Here is a 16088-nt window from a genome sequence, read left to right as displayed (position 1 = left end):
GGGGTTGACTGCGCAAACGACGAACAACTGTCCCGCTTCTCACTCGTCTCCAGTGCTTCCAGGCATCACAACGAGACGCCTATCGAGAGGTGCCAGCCTTTTGAACGGTGTCCGAAGACACCGCTTTTGCTGGAAGCGTTCCGTCCCAGGTGCGGGTCGTGTTGGAGCTTCAGGCGGGGAGCAGAAGGGTGGAGATGCGTACGGCTTGTCGGGTAGGTCTCCGAACTTCGCTGATCCTGGTGGTACACCAATCAATTCGGAGATGCAAGCGAATACGGCTTTTCCGTGTTGATGCACATGTATGGGATAGGCGAAGGCTGTCTCCGCGCGCGGTGAGCCCGCAAAACAGAAACACCACCAAGACCGCTGAGGTCTGGTGGTGTTTGCGGATGATGCAGGTTGTGGAAGACAGCTCGGGCGCTAGACCAGCCGCCTACCGTTGTCCGGCGAGAAAAGCGAAACCCTCCGGCCATCAATTCGGATGGGCAGGGGCGCATGGCGCTCGACCTTCTCGTCGGTCGAGAGGCGGGCGGTGATCTCGTTACCGCCGAGCGCCATCCGCACGAACATGTCAGGGCCTGTCGGCTCCGACATCAGCGGCAGGGCCTGAATGGTGCCGACGCCGCCCTGTTCGGCGCGTTGAACATGCTCGGGCCGGAGACCCAACACAATGGGGCGTCCCTCCTTCAGCTCCGAAGCGCTGTCCAGCCCAGGCAGCGGGATGACTGCGTCCTGACAAGCAATCGCCGGACAATCGCCGCTCCGGGTCAGGCGACCGTCGAGGAAGTTCATGGTCGGCGCGCCGACGAAGGAGGCCACAAAGCGGTTGGCGGGTTGGTCGTAGATGACCTCTGGCCTGTCGCATTGCTGGATGCGGCCCTGATCGAGCACGACAATGCGCGTGGCCATCGTCATCGCCTCAATCTGGTCATGCGTGACGTAGACCATGGTACGGCCGACCCGCTCATGGAGCTTCTTGAGCTCCACACGCATGTCGGCGCGCAGCTTGGCGTCCAGGTTGCTGAGCGGCTCGTCGAACAGGAAGACCGACGGTTCGCGCACCAACGCGCGACCAATGGCAACGCGCTGCTGCTGGCCTCCGGACAGGTTGGCCGGCCGACGATCCAGGAGGTGCTCGATGCGCAGCAGGCGTGCCACGTCATCGACTTTTCGTTCGATCTCCTCCTTGGGCGTCCCACGCATCTTCAAGCCGAAGCTGATGTTCTTGCGCACCGACATGGTCGGATAGAGCGCATAGGACTGGAACACCATCGCGATGTCGCGCTCGTCTGGCTCGAGCCCGGTCACCTCGCGGCCGCCAATGAGGATACGGCCGCTCGTCACCGGCTCGAGGCCCGCGATCATGTTGAGCAGCGTGGACTTGCCGCAGCCTGACGGCCCGAGCAACACCAGGAATTCGCCGTCCTCAATCTGTAGATCGAGATCATCAATGATGACCTGCGAACCATATGCCTTGCGGACGGATTCGAGTCTGACTCCATGCATTGCCAGGTCCTCAGCCCTTGACGGCGCCGGCTGCGATGCCGCGAACGAAGAGACGACCAGAGAAGAGATAGACGAGCACGGTGGGGAGTGCCGTCAGCATGGTCGCGGCCATGTTGAGGTTGTATTCCTGCTCGCCAAACTGCGAGCCAACCAGGTTGTTCAGCGCCACCGTCACCGGCTGGCTCTCCGGGCTGCTGAAGGTCAGACCCAGCAGGAAGTCGTTCCAGATGTAGGTGAACTGCAGAATCATCGCGACAGCGAAGACCGGCAGGGACAGCGGCAACATCACGTACCAGAAGATCGCGAGGAAGCCGGCCCCGTCGATCCGAGCGGCCTTGAGCAAATCCTGTGGCACGGACTGGAAGAAGTTGCGGAACAACAGCGTGACGAAGGCCAGACCCCAGATGACGTGCACCAACACCAGCCCGGGCACCGAGCCGAACAGGCCGAGCTCGCGGATCATCACGATCATCGGGTAGAGCGTCACCTGGGGCGGGATGAAGAGGCCGATGAGGATCGCTCCGAACAGGATGTTGGCGTAGGAGACACGCCACAGGCTGAGCGCGTAGCCCGTCAGCGCGCCCAGTCCGACCGACAGGAAGAGGGCGGGCAGGACGATCACGAAGGAGTTGGCGAACTGTCCTGAGATTCCCTCACAGGAGGCACCAATGCAGGCGCCGCTCCAGGCCTTGCCCCAGGCGGCCAGCGTCGGGGCCTGAGGCAACGCGAACAAGCTGCCGTTGCGGATCTCGTCCATCGACTTCAGCGAGGTCGAGATCATGATCAGAATCGGCGCCGCCATGGCCAGGGTGGCGGAGATGAGCAGAAGGTAGAGAACGAGCCGCTGGTAGCGCATCACGCCTCCTTCCGCGACGTGCGGAGCTCGTAATAGATGTACGGGGAAACAACCGCCGCGATGGTGCAGAGCATCATGAAGGCACCGGCGGCGCCCAGCCCCAGCTCCTGGCGATTGAGGATGTGATCGACCACGAACCGCGCCGGCAGGTCCGAGGCGAAGCCGGGACCTCCACCGGTCAGCGCCACGACAAGGTCGAAGGACTTGAGGACCAGCGCGGACAGCAGCACGAACACGGAGAAGAACACCGGCCTCAACATCGGCGTGATGATGTTGGCATAGACACGCCAGGTGGGGATGCCGTCGACCCGTGTCGCCTTCCAGATATTGGGATCAATGCCGCGCAGGCCCGCGAGGAAGAGCGCCATGCACAGCCCGACCTGTTGCCAAACGCCAGCGAAGGCCAGCGTGTAGATCGCTCGGTCGGGTCGGACGATCCAGTTGAAGACGAAGTCCGTCCAACCGAGATCGCGCACCGCGTCCTGGATGCCGAGCGTCGGGTTGAGCAGCCACTGCCAGATGGCGCCGGTGACGATGAACGACATCGACAGCGGGAGCATGAACACGGTGCGGAAGAGGCTCTCGCACCGGGTGCCGCGGTCGAGCAGGATGGCGAGCACGTAGCCAATCACGGTGCAGCCCACGATGAACAGGGTGCCGTGGATCGCCAGGTTCTCCATCGCCGTCCACCAGCGATCGTTGGCGAACAGGCGCCGGTATTGATCGAACCCGACGAAGTTATAGACGGGCAGCAGCCGCGACTTCGTCATGGAGATGACGATCGTCCAGCCGACGAAAACGTAGAAGCATACAACCGTGATGATCGTGGCTGGAATAAGCGCGAGCTTGGCCGCCGTGCTGGACGACAGGCGAGAGCGCTTACCACCCGGAGAGCTCTCCGCGCGCGGCAGGGTCACCGCGGACGGCGTTTGTTGTGCGTTCATCATGGGATGGTCCGTCCGCCATGAAATGCCAAGGGTAGGGGAGGGTTGTCGGCCGGGGTGGGGCTTATCCACCCCGGCGACGCAGCCTCACCTCGCGCTGGCAATCGTCTTGATGAAGAGCGCACGCCCCTGCTCGGGCGTCATCGTCCGGTTGTTCCAGAACTGGGAGATCGCATCATCAATGGCGCCGGAGATCGAGCTCGGCAGGCCGAACAAGCCGGAGCTCGCGAGCTGCGCCTTCGTGTCCTTGAGCGTCTCCATCGCCAGCTTGGCGCAGACGTCGAAGGAGGCGTCGGACACGTCGGTCCGGACAGGAATCGAGCCCTTGCTCTTGTTGAAGGCGACCTGGACCGCCGGGTCCATGATGATGTTCGCCATCAGCTTCTGGGCCTCGCGGCTCGCCTTGTCCTTCGCGTTCGAGAAAGCGAACGCGTCGACGGTCATGATGTAGCCCTTGTCCTTGGCCGGGGCGAGCGCGCAGCCCACGGTCGTTCCGGGCTCGATTCCCGCCGCCACCAGCTCACCCTTGGCCCAATCCCCCATGAACTGGAAGGCCGCCGTGCCCTTCATCATCATGTTGGCCGCGATGTTCCACTTGCGGCCCGGGCTGCCCTCGTCGACGAACTCGCGCAGCGCCGCGACGGTCTTGAAGACCTCGAGCATGGTGTCGGACCTCAATGCCGCTTCGTCGAGCTGGCTGTAGACCTTGACGTAGTGGTCTCGGCCGCCCACACCGAGCAGGACGGAGTTGAAGAGGATCCGCTCCTGCCACGGCTCACCGCCAAGCGCGATGGGGGTGATTCCAGCCGCCTTGAGCGCCTTCGCGGCCGTGATGAACTCCGGCCACGTCTTCGGCACCTCGACCTTGGCTTTCTTGAGGGCGGCGACGTTGTAGAACATCCAGTTTTCGCCGTGGATGTTGAGCGGCGCAGCAACGTACTTGCCGTCGTGCTTGGCAACCTTGGCGATCAGGGGCGGCAGCACGGCGTCCCACTTGCCAGCGGTGGCCGCGTCCTGGACGTCACCGACAAGTCCTTGCTCCGCCAGCTCGTCGAGCTGCTTGCCAATTGAGAACATGAAGACGGTGGGGGGCTTGCCTCCAATCATGCGATTGACGACCGCGGCCCGAGCATTGTCTCCACCCGCTACGGGGGTGTCCTTCCAGGTGCCACCCTTTGCCTTGAAGGCAGCGCGCACCTTATCGAGCGCCGCCGACTCACCACCCGACGTCCACCAATGCAACACCTCGGCGGTCTGGGCCTGTGCCGTGACCGAGAAACCGAGCAGTACGGCAGAAAACAGCCCGACGGAACCTTTGAGCGCTCGCATTACGACCCTCCCCGTTGGTATAAGACTCAAAAATCGTAACGTTTCGATTCCAAGATTCGTCCCACAGATAGACTCGGCAGTCAACGCCGTTCTCGCGGGGTTCTCGCCGAAATAATGAGTCGGAAGAATAAAATGACAACGTTACGATTCTTGGGGCGGTAGCGACGCGATGCGGCAAGAGAAGGCCGCAACGCGGTGCAGCAAAGGCAAACATTGACGCAATGCGGCAGGATTGAAAGACAACGCAGTGCGGCGAGCCATGTCGTGGAAGAGTTCTGGAGATGACAATGCGTTTTCCTGAAGGCTTTGTGTGGGGGGTTTCGACCTCCAGCTACCAGATTGAAGGTGGGGCCCCGGATGACGGACGGGGTCGCAGCATCTGGGACACCTATTGCGCAACGCCCGGCAAGGTCGCCAATGGCGACACGGGCGAGGTCGCGTGCGACCACTACCACCGCTATGCCGAGGACCTCGACCTGATGCGAGACCTGGGCGCGAAGGTCTACCGCTTCTCCGTCATGTGGCCGCGGGTGTTTCCTGAGGGGGGTGGGGCGATCAACACCAAGGGGCTCGACTTCTACGATCGCATTGTCGACGGCCTGCTCGAACGCGGCCTGCGCGCGTGGCCGTGCCTCTACCACTGGGATCTGCCGCAGGCGCTGCAGGACCGCGGCGGCTGGGCCAATCGCGACATCGCGAGTTGGTTCGCGGAGTACACGGCCGTCGTGGCCCGGCGTCTCGGAGACCGCGTCGAGAACTGGGTGACCTTCAACGAGCCGAGCGTCTCGGCCTGGGTCGGTTACGAAGAAGGGCGTCATGCACCAGGGCTGACGGATCCACGCGCCGCCGTTCGTGCCGCGCACCATCTCAACCTGGCCCATGGCCGGGCCGTCGCGGTGCTGCGCGACCTGACGCCTAAAGCAGGCGTGGGAACCGTGGTGCCGATCCACAAGGCTCGGCCGCTCCCTCAGTTCAAGGAGCGCGATGGCCACCTGGCAGCGCTCTTCGAGGACAAGTGGAACGGCGTCTTCCTCGATCCCATCTACCGCGGTCGTTACCCGGACTCGGTCGCGGAGCGCTTTGCCGAGCACGTGCGCGACGGCGACCTCGAGGAGATTCACCGGCCGATCGACTTCCTGGGCGTCAACCACTACTTCCCGAGCTACGTCAAGGCGTGCCCGAACGGCGCCTGGCCCTTCATGCATGCGGACCCGCCGCTCTACTTCCGCCGCACCGAGATGAACTGGGCGATCGACGGTCATGCGTTCTATGAAGTCCTCAAAATTGTCCAGGAGCGCTGCGGCAATCCGCCGGTCTATGTGACCGAGAACGGAGGCGCGTTCCTCGACCTGGTCGGGGCGGATGGCCGGGTTGACGATCAGGACCGTATCGCCTATTACCGGGAGTATCTGGCCGGACTGCAGCGTGCGATTTCGGAGGGAGCGGACGTCCGTGGCTTCATGCCCTGGTCGCTGCTCGACAACTTCGAGTGGGCGCATGGGTATGGCAAGCGTTTCGGCCTTGTGCATGTGGATTACCGCACCCAGAAACGGACACCGAAGGCTTCCTTCGACTTCATGAAGGAAGTGATCGCCGCGAACGCCTTGCCAGGCCTCTAGACCGGATTCGGACGACGTGAGCGCCAAACGCAGCAAGCGCCAGGAGAACGACGGGGTAGCGCAGATGACTGGGGCTCGAGCGAACCTCAGGACGTTGGCGACACATCTGGGTCTGTCGATCAGCACCGTTTCCCGTGCGCTGAAGGATGGTCCGGAGGTCCGGCCTGAGACGATCAAACGGGTGAAGGAGGCTGCCTCCAGGTTCGGCTACGTGCCGAACATTGGTGGCATCCACCTTCGGACGGGTCGGACGTTCAAGGTCTGCTCCATCCTCTACGCGCCCGAGGTCGGCGACTACGGAGAGCCGGGCTTCCTGGCGCAGGTGGAGACCCTGTCGAACGGCATCGAGCCTTCGGGTTACAACCTGCTCGTTCTGGCGCAGACCGGCCAGCAGACGCCGCTGGAGCCGGTCCGCAAGGTGTACGATCAACGGCTCGCCGATGCCGTCGTCTTCTCGCGCACCACGCCCATGGACGAGCGGGCCAGGTTTTGCCTGGAGAAGGACTTCCCGTTCGTGAGCTTCGGGCGGACGGAGCTGCAGACACCGCACGCCTTCGTCGACCACGACGACGAGAGTGCGGTCTTCGATGCGGTCATGACCCTGGCGCGCAGTGGGCACCGGAGGATCCTGCTGCTCAACCCGTCCGGAGGGTTCAACTACGTCGGCCTGCGCCTGCGCGGTTATCGGCGGGCGCTGGCCGAGGCTGGACTGCCCTGGGACGAGTCCCTGGTCTACCAGGGCGATCTTTCGGTGCGGGGGACTCGCGAAGCAGTCAAACTGCTGCTGCTTCGCGATTCCTCGATCACGGCGATCATCTGTGGAAACCAGATGTCGATCGTGGGCACCCTGGAGGGGCTGCTCGAGAGCGGAAGGGACACCAAGAAGGACGGCCTGAGTGTCGTCGGTTTCGGAGGCATGCCTTTCCTCACGCTCTCCGAGCAACATGTCACCTACTACTACCAGCCGCAGTCGCGTGTCGGTACGGTGCTGGCCAGCCATTTGACCTCGCTTTTGAATGGTAAGCCAGCCGAGGACCTACAGACGGTTCTGCCCTATGCGCGGATCGACGACCTGCGCCTGTTCCGCACGCAGGACGAAGTCGATCTCACACGGACGACTCCGCGGTCTTGAGAGGGGCCCCTCACGTCGTTACCAGCTCTGTACGTTGCTCTGGCTCACGCGGCAGGTCGCGGTATTCCACTGGCTCTTGCCATTGTTGACCTTCTGCGACTCGCCGTTGTGATCGGTGACGCCGATCCACTCCGTGCAGATCTTCGGCTTGTCCTTCGAGGCGTTGTAGCCGCCCTTGACGAAGAGGTTGGTGATCGTGACGGTGTCCCCGTAGTTCTGGTTCGCGCCAGCGAGGGCCGACTTGATGCTCTCGACCTTGACGTTGTCGACGATGAGGTGGCGCGGGCCGCCGTTGTTCGTGCAGTCACCGCAGGAGCGCCAGAGCTTCCCGAAGTCGCTGATGTAGGAGTTCTTGATGATCGTCTTGGAATTGCCCTTGGCGTTGTGCTGGAACACCTTGTCGGAGGCGTGCAGGGCGATCACGTGGTTGAGCGTCATCGTCGCCCCGTCCTTGGAGAGCGTCGCGGCGTCCTCGCAGATGTCCTCCCAGTAGACGTGATCGAGCGTGCAGCTGCCCAGGCAGACGATGCCGTTGCCGCCGGCCTTACCGCCCGCGATGATGAGGTTCTTGACGGTGACGCCGTCCTCGACCTCGAACACCGTCTTCTGGCCCTCACCGTCGCACGAGGCGGTGCTGTTGACGCCGATCTTCTTGTTGGCGAAATCGTAGACGTCCGAACCGCCGTTTTTGGCGTTCTTCAACCGGGTCGTGCTGTTCCGGATCTCTCCAGCAGAGCCGTTGCTGGGCGTGGGGATCGTGGTCGCAATGGTCTCCAGCGCGGCGGCCTCCTCGGCCAGGATCTCCTCCTCCGTCATTCCAGCATTCAGGCATCCGCTTCCAAAGACACCCACGGCGAGCATCAGAGTGGGCATACGCAGAGTCTTGTAGGTAAGCATGCTTCACTTCTCCTTGCCTGTTCGGCGGTTGGACGTGCCGCATCCGGCTGACTTTTTCTTACTCAATGAGGATTGAGCTGCCTTGGCCGGGCGGGGTGATTCATTTGCGGTACTGTTTATAATGGGTCAAAGCCGGAATTCAATAAGGATCCGGTATAACCACAAAGTTAGTATATTCGTACATCCATAGAATCACTGAGTGGGGTTCAGTTCTTTGAATGGGATTCTGAATCTCTGTCGATGAGGGCTTCAGTAGCGGGGGTGCTTCCTCCAATAAAGCTTTCACCCATTTACATCCAGGATGACAGTCCCCAGGGCTCTTTGTCTCCGAAGCGAGGCGCTGGCGGCATCGGCATCAATTCTTCACCAAAAGGTCTCACGGCTTCAGGCGCATCCCTTGGTTCTGGCTGTGAACCTACAATCGCAGTGCAATCAATGAGGTAGGCCGAAGTGATTCGGCACGTCGTGCCACAAAGAGAGTGTCTCCGTCGATTTTCTCTGGATTTTACAGATTATCGAGTCCAGGCTGTCGGGGCTGGATACCCTGCGGGCGGGGCTTTTCGCTGTGCGTGGTATCGAGCGCGCCTGCTCATCCAGGGAAGCAACTCACCGCCAATCCAGCGTGCTCATGGCGGCGCATTGCTGATGAAAGACATAGCAAGGAAGCGGTGAAGCGAAGCAGTGGTGGGCTTGTGTTCGCATTCAACCTGTCTGTGGGGGTCACGCTGTGGGTAAGAGATATCCCAATGGGAGCGGTGTTGCTTTTCTGCTGGCTGTCCTTGGCTGTTCCATGCTGACGGCCGTCGTGCCGGAGGCGCAGGCGGCGTCAGGTGCCGCCTACACCTGGCGCAATGTCGTTACGGGCGGGGGGGGTGGTTTCGTACCGGGAATCATCTTCAATCAAAAAGAGAAGGATCTGATCTACGCCCGAACCGATATTGGCGGCGCGTACCGGTGGAATGCCGCGACCTCCAGTTGGATTCCGCTCTCCGATACGACGGGCTGGGTGGATTGGAACAAGAACGGCGTGGATGCTCTGGCGACGGACCCGGTGGAGCCGAACCGTCTCTACATGGCGACCGGTACCTATACGAACGACTGGGATACGAACGGCCAGATCATGCGTTCGACCGATAAGGGGGACACGTGGCAGGTGACCCCGCTCCCCTTCAAGGTCGGCGGCAACATGCCCGGACGCTCCATGGGTGAGCGTCTGGTGATTGATCCGAACAAGAACAACATCCTCTTCTTCGGCGCTCGGAGTGGCAACGGCCTCTGGAAGAGCACGGACTACGGGGCGACCTGGAGCAAGGTCACCAGCTTCCCCAACCCTGGGACTTATGTTCAAGACCCGACCAACTCCTACGGGAATGACATCGTCGGGCTGGCGTGGATCACGTTCGACCCGCGTACAGGGACGGCCGGCAGCGCGACGCAGACCCTCTATGTTGGCGTGGCGGATAAGGAGAACAACGTGTTCCGCAGCACGGACGGCGGAGCCACTTGGACGGCGGTTCCTGGACAGCCCGTTGGCTATCTGCCGCACCACGGAGAGCTCTCCTCCAATGGAAACCTCTACATCTCCTATAGCGATGGTGTCGGTCCGTACGACGGTGCCAAGGGAGACGTGTGGAAGTTCAATACGGCGACGGGCGTGTGGACGAACATCAGCCCCGTTCCAAGCAGCAGCTCCGACAACTATTACGGCTACGGCGGCCTCGCCGTCGATGCGCAGAACCCGAACACCGTGATGGTCGCCACGCTGAACTCCTGGTGGCCGGATGCCATCATCTTCCGGAGCTTGGACGGCGGTGCAACCTGGTCTCGGATCTGGGACTGGGACGGCTACCCGAGCCGGAAGCTTCGGTATACGCAGGATATTTCGGGGGCTCCCTGGTTGACGATGGGCATTGAGCCCATCCCGCCCACTCCGTCCCCCAAGCTGGGTTGGATGATTGGAGATCTCGAGGTTGATCCATTCAACTCCAACCGGATGATGTACGGAACAGGCGCGACTGTGTACGGAACGAACAACCTGACCGACTGGGATGTGGGCGGTACGGTGAAGATCTCCGTCATGGCCAAGGGAATTGAAGAGACGGCCGTCATGGAGTTGATCAGTCCGCCGGCTGGCGCACCGCTCATCAGCGCGCTGGGAGATATCTCCGGCTTCCGCCATGACGACCTGACGACGCCGCCTTCCAAGACGATGTCCGTCCCAGCGTGGAGCACGACGTACGGCATCGACTATGCGGAGCTCAACCCGGGCTTCATGGTCCGTGTCGGTATGGCGGATTACGCGTCGGATACCAATGCCAGATCGGTAGGCCTCTCCCATGATGGAGGCGCGAACTGGTACAAGGCCAGCGCCGAGCCGACAGGAACGAAGGGCGGAGGGACGGTCGCGGTTGGGGCCGATGGCACCTCGATTGTGTGGAGCACGTCGGACGTCGGGGTGTACTACTCGAAGTCAGGCGGCAATGGGTGGACGGCCAGTGCCGGTATTCCGGCGGGTGCGAAGATCGCCTCCGACCGCGTGAATCCGAACAAGTTCTACGCCTACTCGGCCGGCAAGTTCTATGTCAGCACCAACGGTGGCGCCACGTTCACCCAGACGGCCGCGGCGGGTCTCCCAAGCAGCGGGGCCGCCTCGCTCAAGGCCGTGCCAGGCCGCGAAGGAGACGTCTGGTTCGCCGGCGGCAATGAGAACCCCGGCCCTTATGGGCTGTGGCACTCGACCGATTCCGGCACGAACTTCACGAAGCTGGCGAACGTGCAGGAGGCCGATGGGATTGGTTTCGGCAAAGCGGCGCCGGAACAGAGCTACATGGCGTTGTACGTCATCGCGAAGATCGACGGGGTGCGCGGCTTCTTCCGTTCGGACGACGCGGGCGCTTCCTGGGTGAGGGTCAACGACAACCAGCATCAATACGCGAGGGTCACGACGATTACCGGTGATCCGCGAGTGTACGGCCGCGTGTATGTGGGCACGAACGGCCGCGGTATTGTCTATGGCGAGCTGGTCGGCGGTGAGCCCCCTCCGCCCAATCAGTCGACCATCAGTCCGACGAGCGCTTCTTTCGACAAGAAGACGGACAAGCAGGCGGACATTGCGGTGACGATGACGCTGAATGGGAACACGCTGAGCAGCATCAAGAATGGCGCAGCGACACTTGTCGCGGGTACGGATTACACCGTCTCTGGCTCGACGGTGACCCTCTTGAAGCGCTATCTGGCAAGCCAGCCTCTCGGGACAACGAGCCTCACCTTCAACTTCAGCGCGGGTTCATCCCCCGTGCTGGCCATCACGGTGACCGACTCGACCTCCGCTGGCACAGGGAGTCTCAAGGTGCAGATGTACAATGGGTCAACCGCGGCGTCCCTCAATGGCATCAGCCCGAGATTCAAGCTCTTCAATACCGGGACGAGCCCTGTCGCGCTCTCCACCGTCAAGATTCGGTATTACTATACCGTTGACGGGGAGAAGGCTCAGAACTTCTTCTGCGATTGGTCCCAGGTCGGCAGCTCGAATGTGACCGGGACCTTCGTCAAGCTGGCGACGCCGAAGCCTGACGCCGATTATTATCTCGAGATCGGCTTTACAAGCGGAGCAGGCACGCTGGGGGCCGGGCAGAGCATTGACGTCCAGGTGAGGTTCGCCAAGTCCGATTGGAGCAATTATACCCAGACAGGCGATTACTCTTTTGCTCCAACCGGTGCGACGTATTCGGACTGGAGGAAAGCACCTGGATACATCTCCGGCAGCCTCCAGTGGGGCCTTGAGCCTTAACGGAGCGTAAGAGCCACAACCGCTCCCGGGCTGGGGCCGTGCTTCAGGCCTCGGCCTTTCCGCGCTCGTCCAGGCTGTTGCGTGGCGCGGGTGCCTCCTGGCCGACGGGCACCAGCATTGCCGCGTCCATGGCGCGCAGTTCATTGCGCTCGAAGCCGTGGAAGGCCACGGTGCGGTGCGGGCGTACCTGGGAGAGCGCGTACAGCTCGTTGTAAGCCGACAGCACGCGCGGGTTGTTCCCCAGCGCCGCGAACGCCCGGCCCACTGCGGCCGGGTACTGGCCCTTCGCCTCAGCCACCAGGCTCGCCACCTGCGCGCTCGTCTGGGCCTCCAGGAGCGCCACCCGTTGCCGGCCCTCCTCCTCCTCCGCCTTCGCTCGCTCCAGCTGGGCGGCGAGCGTGTCGAACACCTGCTGGGCCACCTCGGACAGCAGGCTCACGTTGCGGATGAGCACTCGCTCCACCTCCAGGCCCCACCGCTCCGTTTCTGCCTTGATGTCCTGGCGCACCAGCTCGCCCAGCTCGCTGCGATCGCAGAGAATTTGTTCGAAGTCGCGGTTGCCCAGGATGGACAGTGCCGCGTGGGTGGCGAGCGCCTGCAATGACTTGTCCCAATCGCTGGCGCGCGCCCGGGCGATCTCCACGCCGCGTTCGGAGGCGAGCACGCGCTGCTGGCTATTTCTCGTGACGGATGCCTTGAACCCAACGCATCTCACGAGCCAGTGGCGTTCGCTCGGTTTGCTCAGGGATTGGAGCTGCCTGGTCCCGGTGACGGCCCCCGGGCATCGCAGGACCTCCGGATGCCCCCCGACCGAGATACGCGGAAAGAAGCCATCTGCCCGCCTGTTTGGCGCATGATGCGCCCCATGTCACGGCCGCCCCCACCGCCCGTTCCATCCCAGTCCGTTGCCCTCGGGGAGCTTGCTCGCGCGCAGCGGCGCGCCGGACGCTCTGCCATGCTGGGGCTGGCGCTGCTCGGGATGGCGGCGTTCGCCAGCCCCCTGCTCGCCTACCGCGAGGACCTGCAGAACGCCCGCGAGGAGGTGCTCGGGAGCCTCTCCAGCCAGGCCCGCGTGCAGGCCGAGGCGCTGGGTGTGCACCTGGGCCTGCTGGAGGCGGAGCTGCGCCGCCTGGCCGAGAACCCGCAGCTCACTCCCGAGGATGGCTCCTCCGGCCCGGAGATGGCTGTGCTGGACAGCGCCTTCCACCACACGCAGCTCTTCTCGGAGGGGGTGGCGCTGCTCTCCCCCTCGGGACGCCGCGTGTGGAGCGACCCGCCTCAGATGTCATTGGGGGATTCTCCCCTCAACACCCGACCTTGGTTTCGCCGGGTGCTGGAGGAGGGCGTTTCGGACATCAGCCTGCTGGAGGGAAAGGACGGGCCGCTGGTGGTGGCGGTGCCCATCCTTCGCACCGGGCAGGTGGTGGGCTTGTTGGTGGGTGAGCTGCGAGCGGGAGCACGTCCGCTGCCAGGTGTCCAGCCGGGGGGCGCGGACATGACGCTGCTGGTGGATGAGAGCGGACAGCTGCTGCTGCCCGGTCCCTCGCCGCGCTTCCAGTGGACTCCGGAGCGCGCCGCACGCATGCACCTGCTGGCCGAGGCTCCCGGTCCCCTCATCCTGGATGGCAAGCGCATGCTGGGGGCGGCGGCCCCGGTTCCGGCACCGGTGGGGGTCAGCGGCATGTTGTTGGCCGTGTTGGAGGACGAGGAGCGCGACATTGAGCGTCTGCGCCACCGCTTCCTCGGGCAATTCCTCTTCCACGTCGCCCTGCTGGGCAGCACCCTGCTGATCTTCACCTTCCTGCTGCGGCGCTCCTACCACTCGTTGCTCGCCGCGGAGGAGCGGCTGCGGCACCAGGAGACGATGGCCGCGCTGGGCTCGGCCAGCCAGCTCATTGCCCACGAGGTGAAGAACGCCCTCAACGGTATCCAAGCGGCCCTCTCCTTGTTGCGGCCCGCCGCCTCCGCGGGGGAGGTGGCCCTGCCGGCCCTGCGTGCCCAGGTGCAGCGGCTGGGGCACCTGGCGCGCTCACTGCTGTCCTTCGGCGCCCCACCGCGGGCCGCCGCCGTGCGCCGCGCCTGTGAGCTGCGCCTGCTCGTGGAGGAGGCCCTGCAGCCGGTGCGCCTGCTGCCAGAGGCCGAGGATGTGCACGTGGAAGCGTCGCTGGCGGAGGGCATCACCGTGCAGGCGGATCCGGCACTGCTGGTATCCGCCATCGACAACCTGCTGCGCAACGCGGTGGAGGCGGGCGCGGTGGCGCGTGACACGGGCCTGCGTTCCTCTCCGTGGGTGCGGGTCACCCTCACGCGCGAGGCCCATGAGGCCGTGGTTCGGGTGGAGGACAACGCGGGCGGGGTGGATCCGAACCTGGAGCCCCGCTTGTGGGAGCCCTTTGCCACCGCGCGCGCCAAGGGCGTGGGTTTGGGGTTGCCTATGGCCCGTGCGGCCGTCGAGGCTCACGGGGGGAGTCTCACCTATACCCGCCTGCCCGATGGCAGTTGCTTCACCCTTCGGCTACCCCTGGAGACCACCGCATGAGTACCTCCCTGCTCCTGGTGGATGACGACCGTACCTTCTCCTCGCTCGCCGCTTCCGTGCTGACGCAGGAGGGCTTTCGGGTTCGGACGGCTCGCTCGCTCCACGAGACGCGCATGGCTCTCGCCCGCGAGTCGCCCGATCTCATCATCCTCGACCGCCGGCTGCCGGATGGCGATGGGCTCTCCTTCCTGCCCGAGCTGCGCGCCCAGGTTCCCGGCACCGTGGTGCTGATGGTGACGGCCCACGGGGATATCGCCAGCGCGGTCGAGGCCATCAAGGCCGGCGCACGCGACTACCTGTCCAAGCCGGTGGAGCTGGATGACCTGGTGTTGCGCGCGCGCCGGGCTGCCGAGGACGCGCAACTGCAGGAGCGGTTGCGCCGGGCCGAGAGTGCGCTGGAGGGCCGGCGGCGGCTGTTGGTGCCGCGCTCGCCCGCCATGCAGAAGACCTTGCGCATGCTCGAGCGCATTGCGACCTCGCCTCGCAGCCCCGTCCTTCTGCTGGGGGAGACGGGCGTGGGCAAGGAGGTCATCGCTCGCCACCTGCACCTGCTGCGCGAGGAGCAGGGGCCCTTCGTTCACGTCAACTGCGCGGCCCTGCCGGACACCATGGTGGAGAGCGAGCTGTTTGGCCACGAGCGGGGCGCCTTCACCGACGCGCGCACCGCCCGGCGTGGCCTGGTGGAGGTGGCCAACGGTGGCTTGCTCTTCCTCGATGAGGTGGGCGAGCTGCCGCTGCCGCTGCAGGCCAAGCTGCTCACCTACCTGGACAAGGGCGCCTTCCGGCGGCTGGGCGGCAGCACCGAGCTGACCAGCAGCGCGCGCGTGGTGGCCGCCACCAACCGCAACCTCAACGAAGAGGTGGCCGCCGGTCGCTTCCGCGAGGACCTCTACTTCCGTCTGAGCGTCTTCAAGGTGGAGGTGCCTTCGCTCCGAGAGCGGCGCGAGGATGTGCTGCCGCTGGCCGAGTCGCTGGTGGTCGAGCTGTGCGCGGAGTTGGGCCGACGCCCGGTGGGCTTCTCCGCCGCCGCGCGCGAGCGGCTCGAGCGCTACCCCTTCCCCGGCAACGTGCGCGAGCTGCGCAATGTCCTCGAGCGCGCCCTGGTGCTGGAGACCGGCCCCACCTTGGAGCTGGAAGCGCTCGCTTCGGGTCCCCGGGGATCTGCTTCTCCGACCGACCCCGACGCCTTCGTGGTGGCCGGCCCTCCGCTCCCCTTGGAAGAGGTGGAGCGGCGATACGTCCGGCATGTTCTCGAGCGCCTGGAGGGTCGTCGGATGGATGCCGCCCGCGCTCTTGGCATCTCCTATCCCACCTTCCTGCGCCGGCTAGGTGAGGAGTAATGAAAAAAAGGTAATTCAAGGTTCTTTAAGTCCCTCCTCGCCACTTCAAAATTCTTTAAGTCTCCAGCGGACGTCCTCGGCCCCCGACAGAGGGAAGCCTGGCTCCGGACCCCCGGCACGCTCCTTGCCAAGTGAA

11 protein-coding genes are annotated in these 16088 nt (G+C 64.0%); 5 read left to right on the top strand and 6 right to left on the bottom strand.

Annotation, left to right across the window (positions count from 1 at the left end):
- Positions 1–420: 420 nt before the first annotated feature.
- The 4 genes from F0U60_RS32765 to F0U60_RS32750 form a co-directional block, all read right to left on the bottom strand.
- Positions 421–1506, bottom strand: a complete 1086-nt coding sequence (locus tag F0U60_RS32765) for an ABC transporter ATP-binding protein (protein ID WP_395805801.1) — start codon at positions 1504–1506, stop codon at positions 421–423.
- 10 nt (positions 1507–1516) lie between these two features.
- On the bottom strand, positions 1517–2362 hold the full coding sequence (locus tag F0U60_RS32760; protein WP_395805799.1) for a carbohydrate ABC transporter permease: 846 nt from the start codon (positions 2360–2362) through the stop codon (positions 1517–1519).
- On the bottom strand, positions 2362–3309 hold the full coding sequence (locus F0U60_RS32755; RefSeq protein WP_395805797.1) for a carbohydrate ABC transporter permease: 948 nt from the start codon (positions 3307–3309) through the stop codon (positions 2362–2364). Before F0U60_RS32755 ends, F0U60_RS32760 begins: the two co-directional genes overlap by 1 nt.
- 84 nt (positions 3310–3393) lie before the next feature.
- A complete protein-coding gene (locus F0U60_RS32750) occupies positions 3394–4635 on the bottom strand; it encodes an ABC transporter substrate-binding protein (protein WP_395805795.1) in 1242 nt (413 codons plus the stop codon).
- Between the two features lie 287 nt (positions 4636–4922).
- On the opposite strand from F0U60_RS32750, the gene F0U60_RS32745 reads away from it, so the two are divergent.
- On the top strand, positions 4923–6254 hold the full coding sequence (locus tag F0U60_RS32745; protein WP_395805793.1) for a GH1 family beta-glucosidase: 1332 nt from the start codon (positions 4923–4925) through the stop codon (positions 6252–6254).
- A gap of 16 nt (positions 6255–6270) precedes the next feature.
- A complete protein-coding gene (locus F0U60_RS32740; RefSeq protein ID WP_395805791.1) occupies positions 6271–7386 on the top strand; it encodes a LacI family DNA-binding transcriptional regulator in 1116 nt (371 codons plus the stop codon).
- 18 nt (positions 7387–7404) lie between these two features.
- Here F0U60_RS32740 and F0U60_RS32735 read toward each other — a convergent pair whose 3' ends face one another.
- Complete coding sequence (locus F0U60_RS32735) at positions 7405–8283, bottom strand: pectate lyase (RefSeq protein ID WP_395805789.1); 879 nt, start codon at positions 8281–8283, stop codon at positions 7405–7407.
- Between the two features lie 790 nt (positions 8284–9073).
- On the opposite strand from F0U60_RS32735, the gene F0U60_RS32730 reads away from it, so the two are divergent.
- Positions 9074–12073, top strand: coding sequence for a X2-like carbohydrate binding domain-containing protein (locus tag F0U60_RS32730; RefSeq protein WP_395805787.1), 3000 nt, complete (start codon positions 9074–9076; stop codon positions 12071–12073).
- Between the two features lie 43 nt (positions 12074–12116).
- Here F0U60_RS32730 and F0U60_RS32725 read toward each other — a convergent pair whose 3' ends face one another.
- The gene (locus tag F0U60_RS32725; protein ID WP_395805785.1) at positions 12117–12737 is read right to left on the bottom strand and encodes an SPFH domain-containing protein; all 621 of its coding nucleotides are present in this window, start codon (positions 12735–12737) and stop codon (positions 12117–12119) included.
- A gap of 201 nt (positions 12738–12938) precedes the next feature.
- On the opposite strand from F0U60_RS32725, the gene F0U60_RS32720 reads away from it, so the two are divergent.
- The gene (locus tag F0U60_RS32720; protein WP_395805783.1) at positions 12939–14612 is read left to right on the top strand and encodes an ATP-binding protein; all 1674 of its coding nucleotides are present in this window, start codon (positions 12939–12941) and stop codon (positions 14610–14612) included.
- Entirely contained in the window at positions 14609–15952 is a 1344-nt protein-coding gene (locus F0U60_RS32715; protein WP_395805781.1) for a sigma-54-dependent transcriptional regulator, read from the top strand. The genes F0U60_RS32720 and F0U60_RS32715 overlap by 4 nt, the downstream gene beginning before the upstream one ends.
- Positions 15953–16088 lie beyond the last annotated feature (136 nt).

The organism is Archangium minus (assembly GCF_044360475.1).
Classification (GTDB): domain Bacteria; phylum Myxococcota; class Myxococcia; order Myxococcales; family Myxococcaceae; genus Archangium; species Archangium minus.
Note: the sequence above shows the minus strand (reverse complement) of the source record. Positions and strands in the feature narration are given on the sequence as shown.

Bases quoted from the DNA above. Each gene is read 5' to 3' on its own strand.
- F0U60_RS32765 (WP_395805801.1), bottom strand. From the start codon at position 1,506: ATGCATGGAGTCAGACTCGAATCCGTCCGCAAGGCATATGGTTCGCAG.
- F0U60_RS32760 (WP_395805799.1), bottom strand. From the start codon at position 2,362: ATGCGCTACCAGCGGCTCGTTCTCTACCTTCTGCTCATCTCCGCCACC.
- F0U60_RS32755 (WP_395805797.1), bottom strand. From the start codon at position 3,309: ATGATGAACGCACAACAAACGCCGTCCGCGGTGACCCTGCCGCGCGCG.
- F0U60_RS32750 (WP_395805795.1), bottom strand. From the start codon at position 4,635: ATGCGAGCGCTCAAAGGTTCCGTCGGGCTGTTTTCTGCCGTACTGCTC.
- F0U60_RS32745 (WP_395805793.1), top strand. From the start codon at position 4,923: ATGCGTTTTCCTGAAGGCTTTGTGTGGGGGGTTTCGACCTCCAGCTAC.
- F0U60_RS32735 (WP_395805789.1), bottom strand. From the start codon at position 8,283: ATGCTTACCTACAAGACTCTGCGTATGCCCACTCTGATGCTCGCCGTG.
- F0U60_RS32730 (WP_395805787.1), top strand. From the start codon at position 9,074: ATGCTGACGGCCGTCGTGCCGGAGGCGCAGGCGGCGTCAGGTGCCGCC.
- F0U60_RS32720 (WP_395805783.1), top strand. From the start codon at position 12,939: ATGTCACGGCCGCCCCCACCGCCCGTTCCATCCCAGTCCGTTGCCCTC.
- F0U60_RS32715 (WP_395805781.1), top strand. From the start codon at position 14,609: ATGAGTACCTCCCTGCTCCTGGTGGATGACGACCGTACCTTCTCCTCG.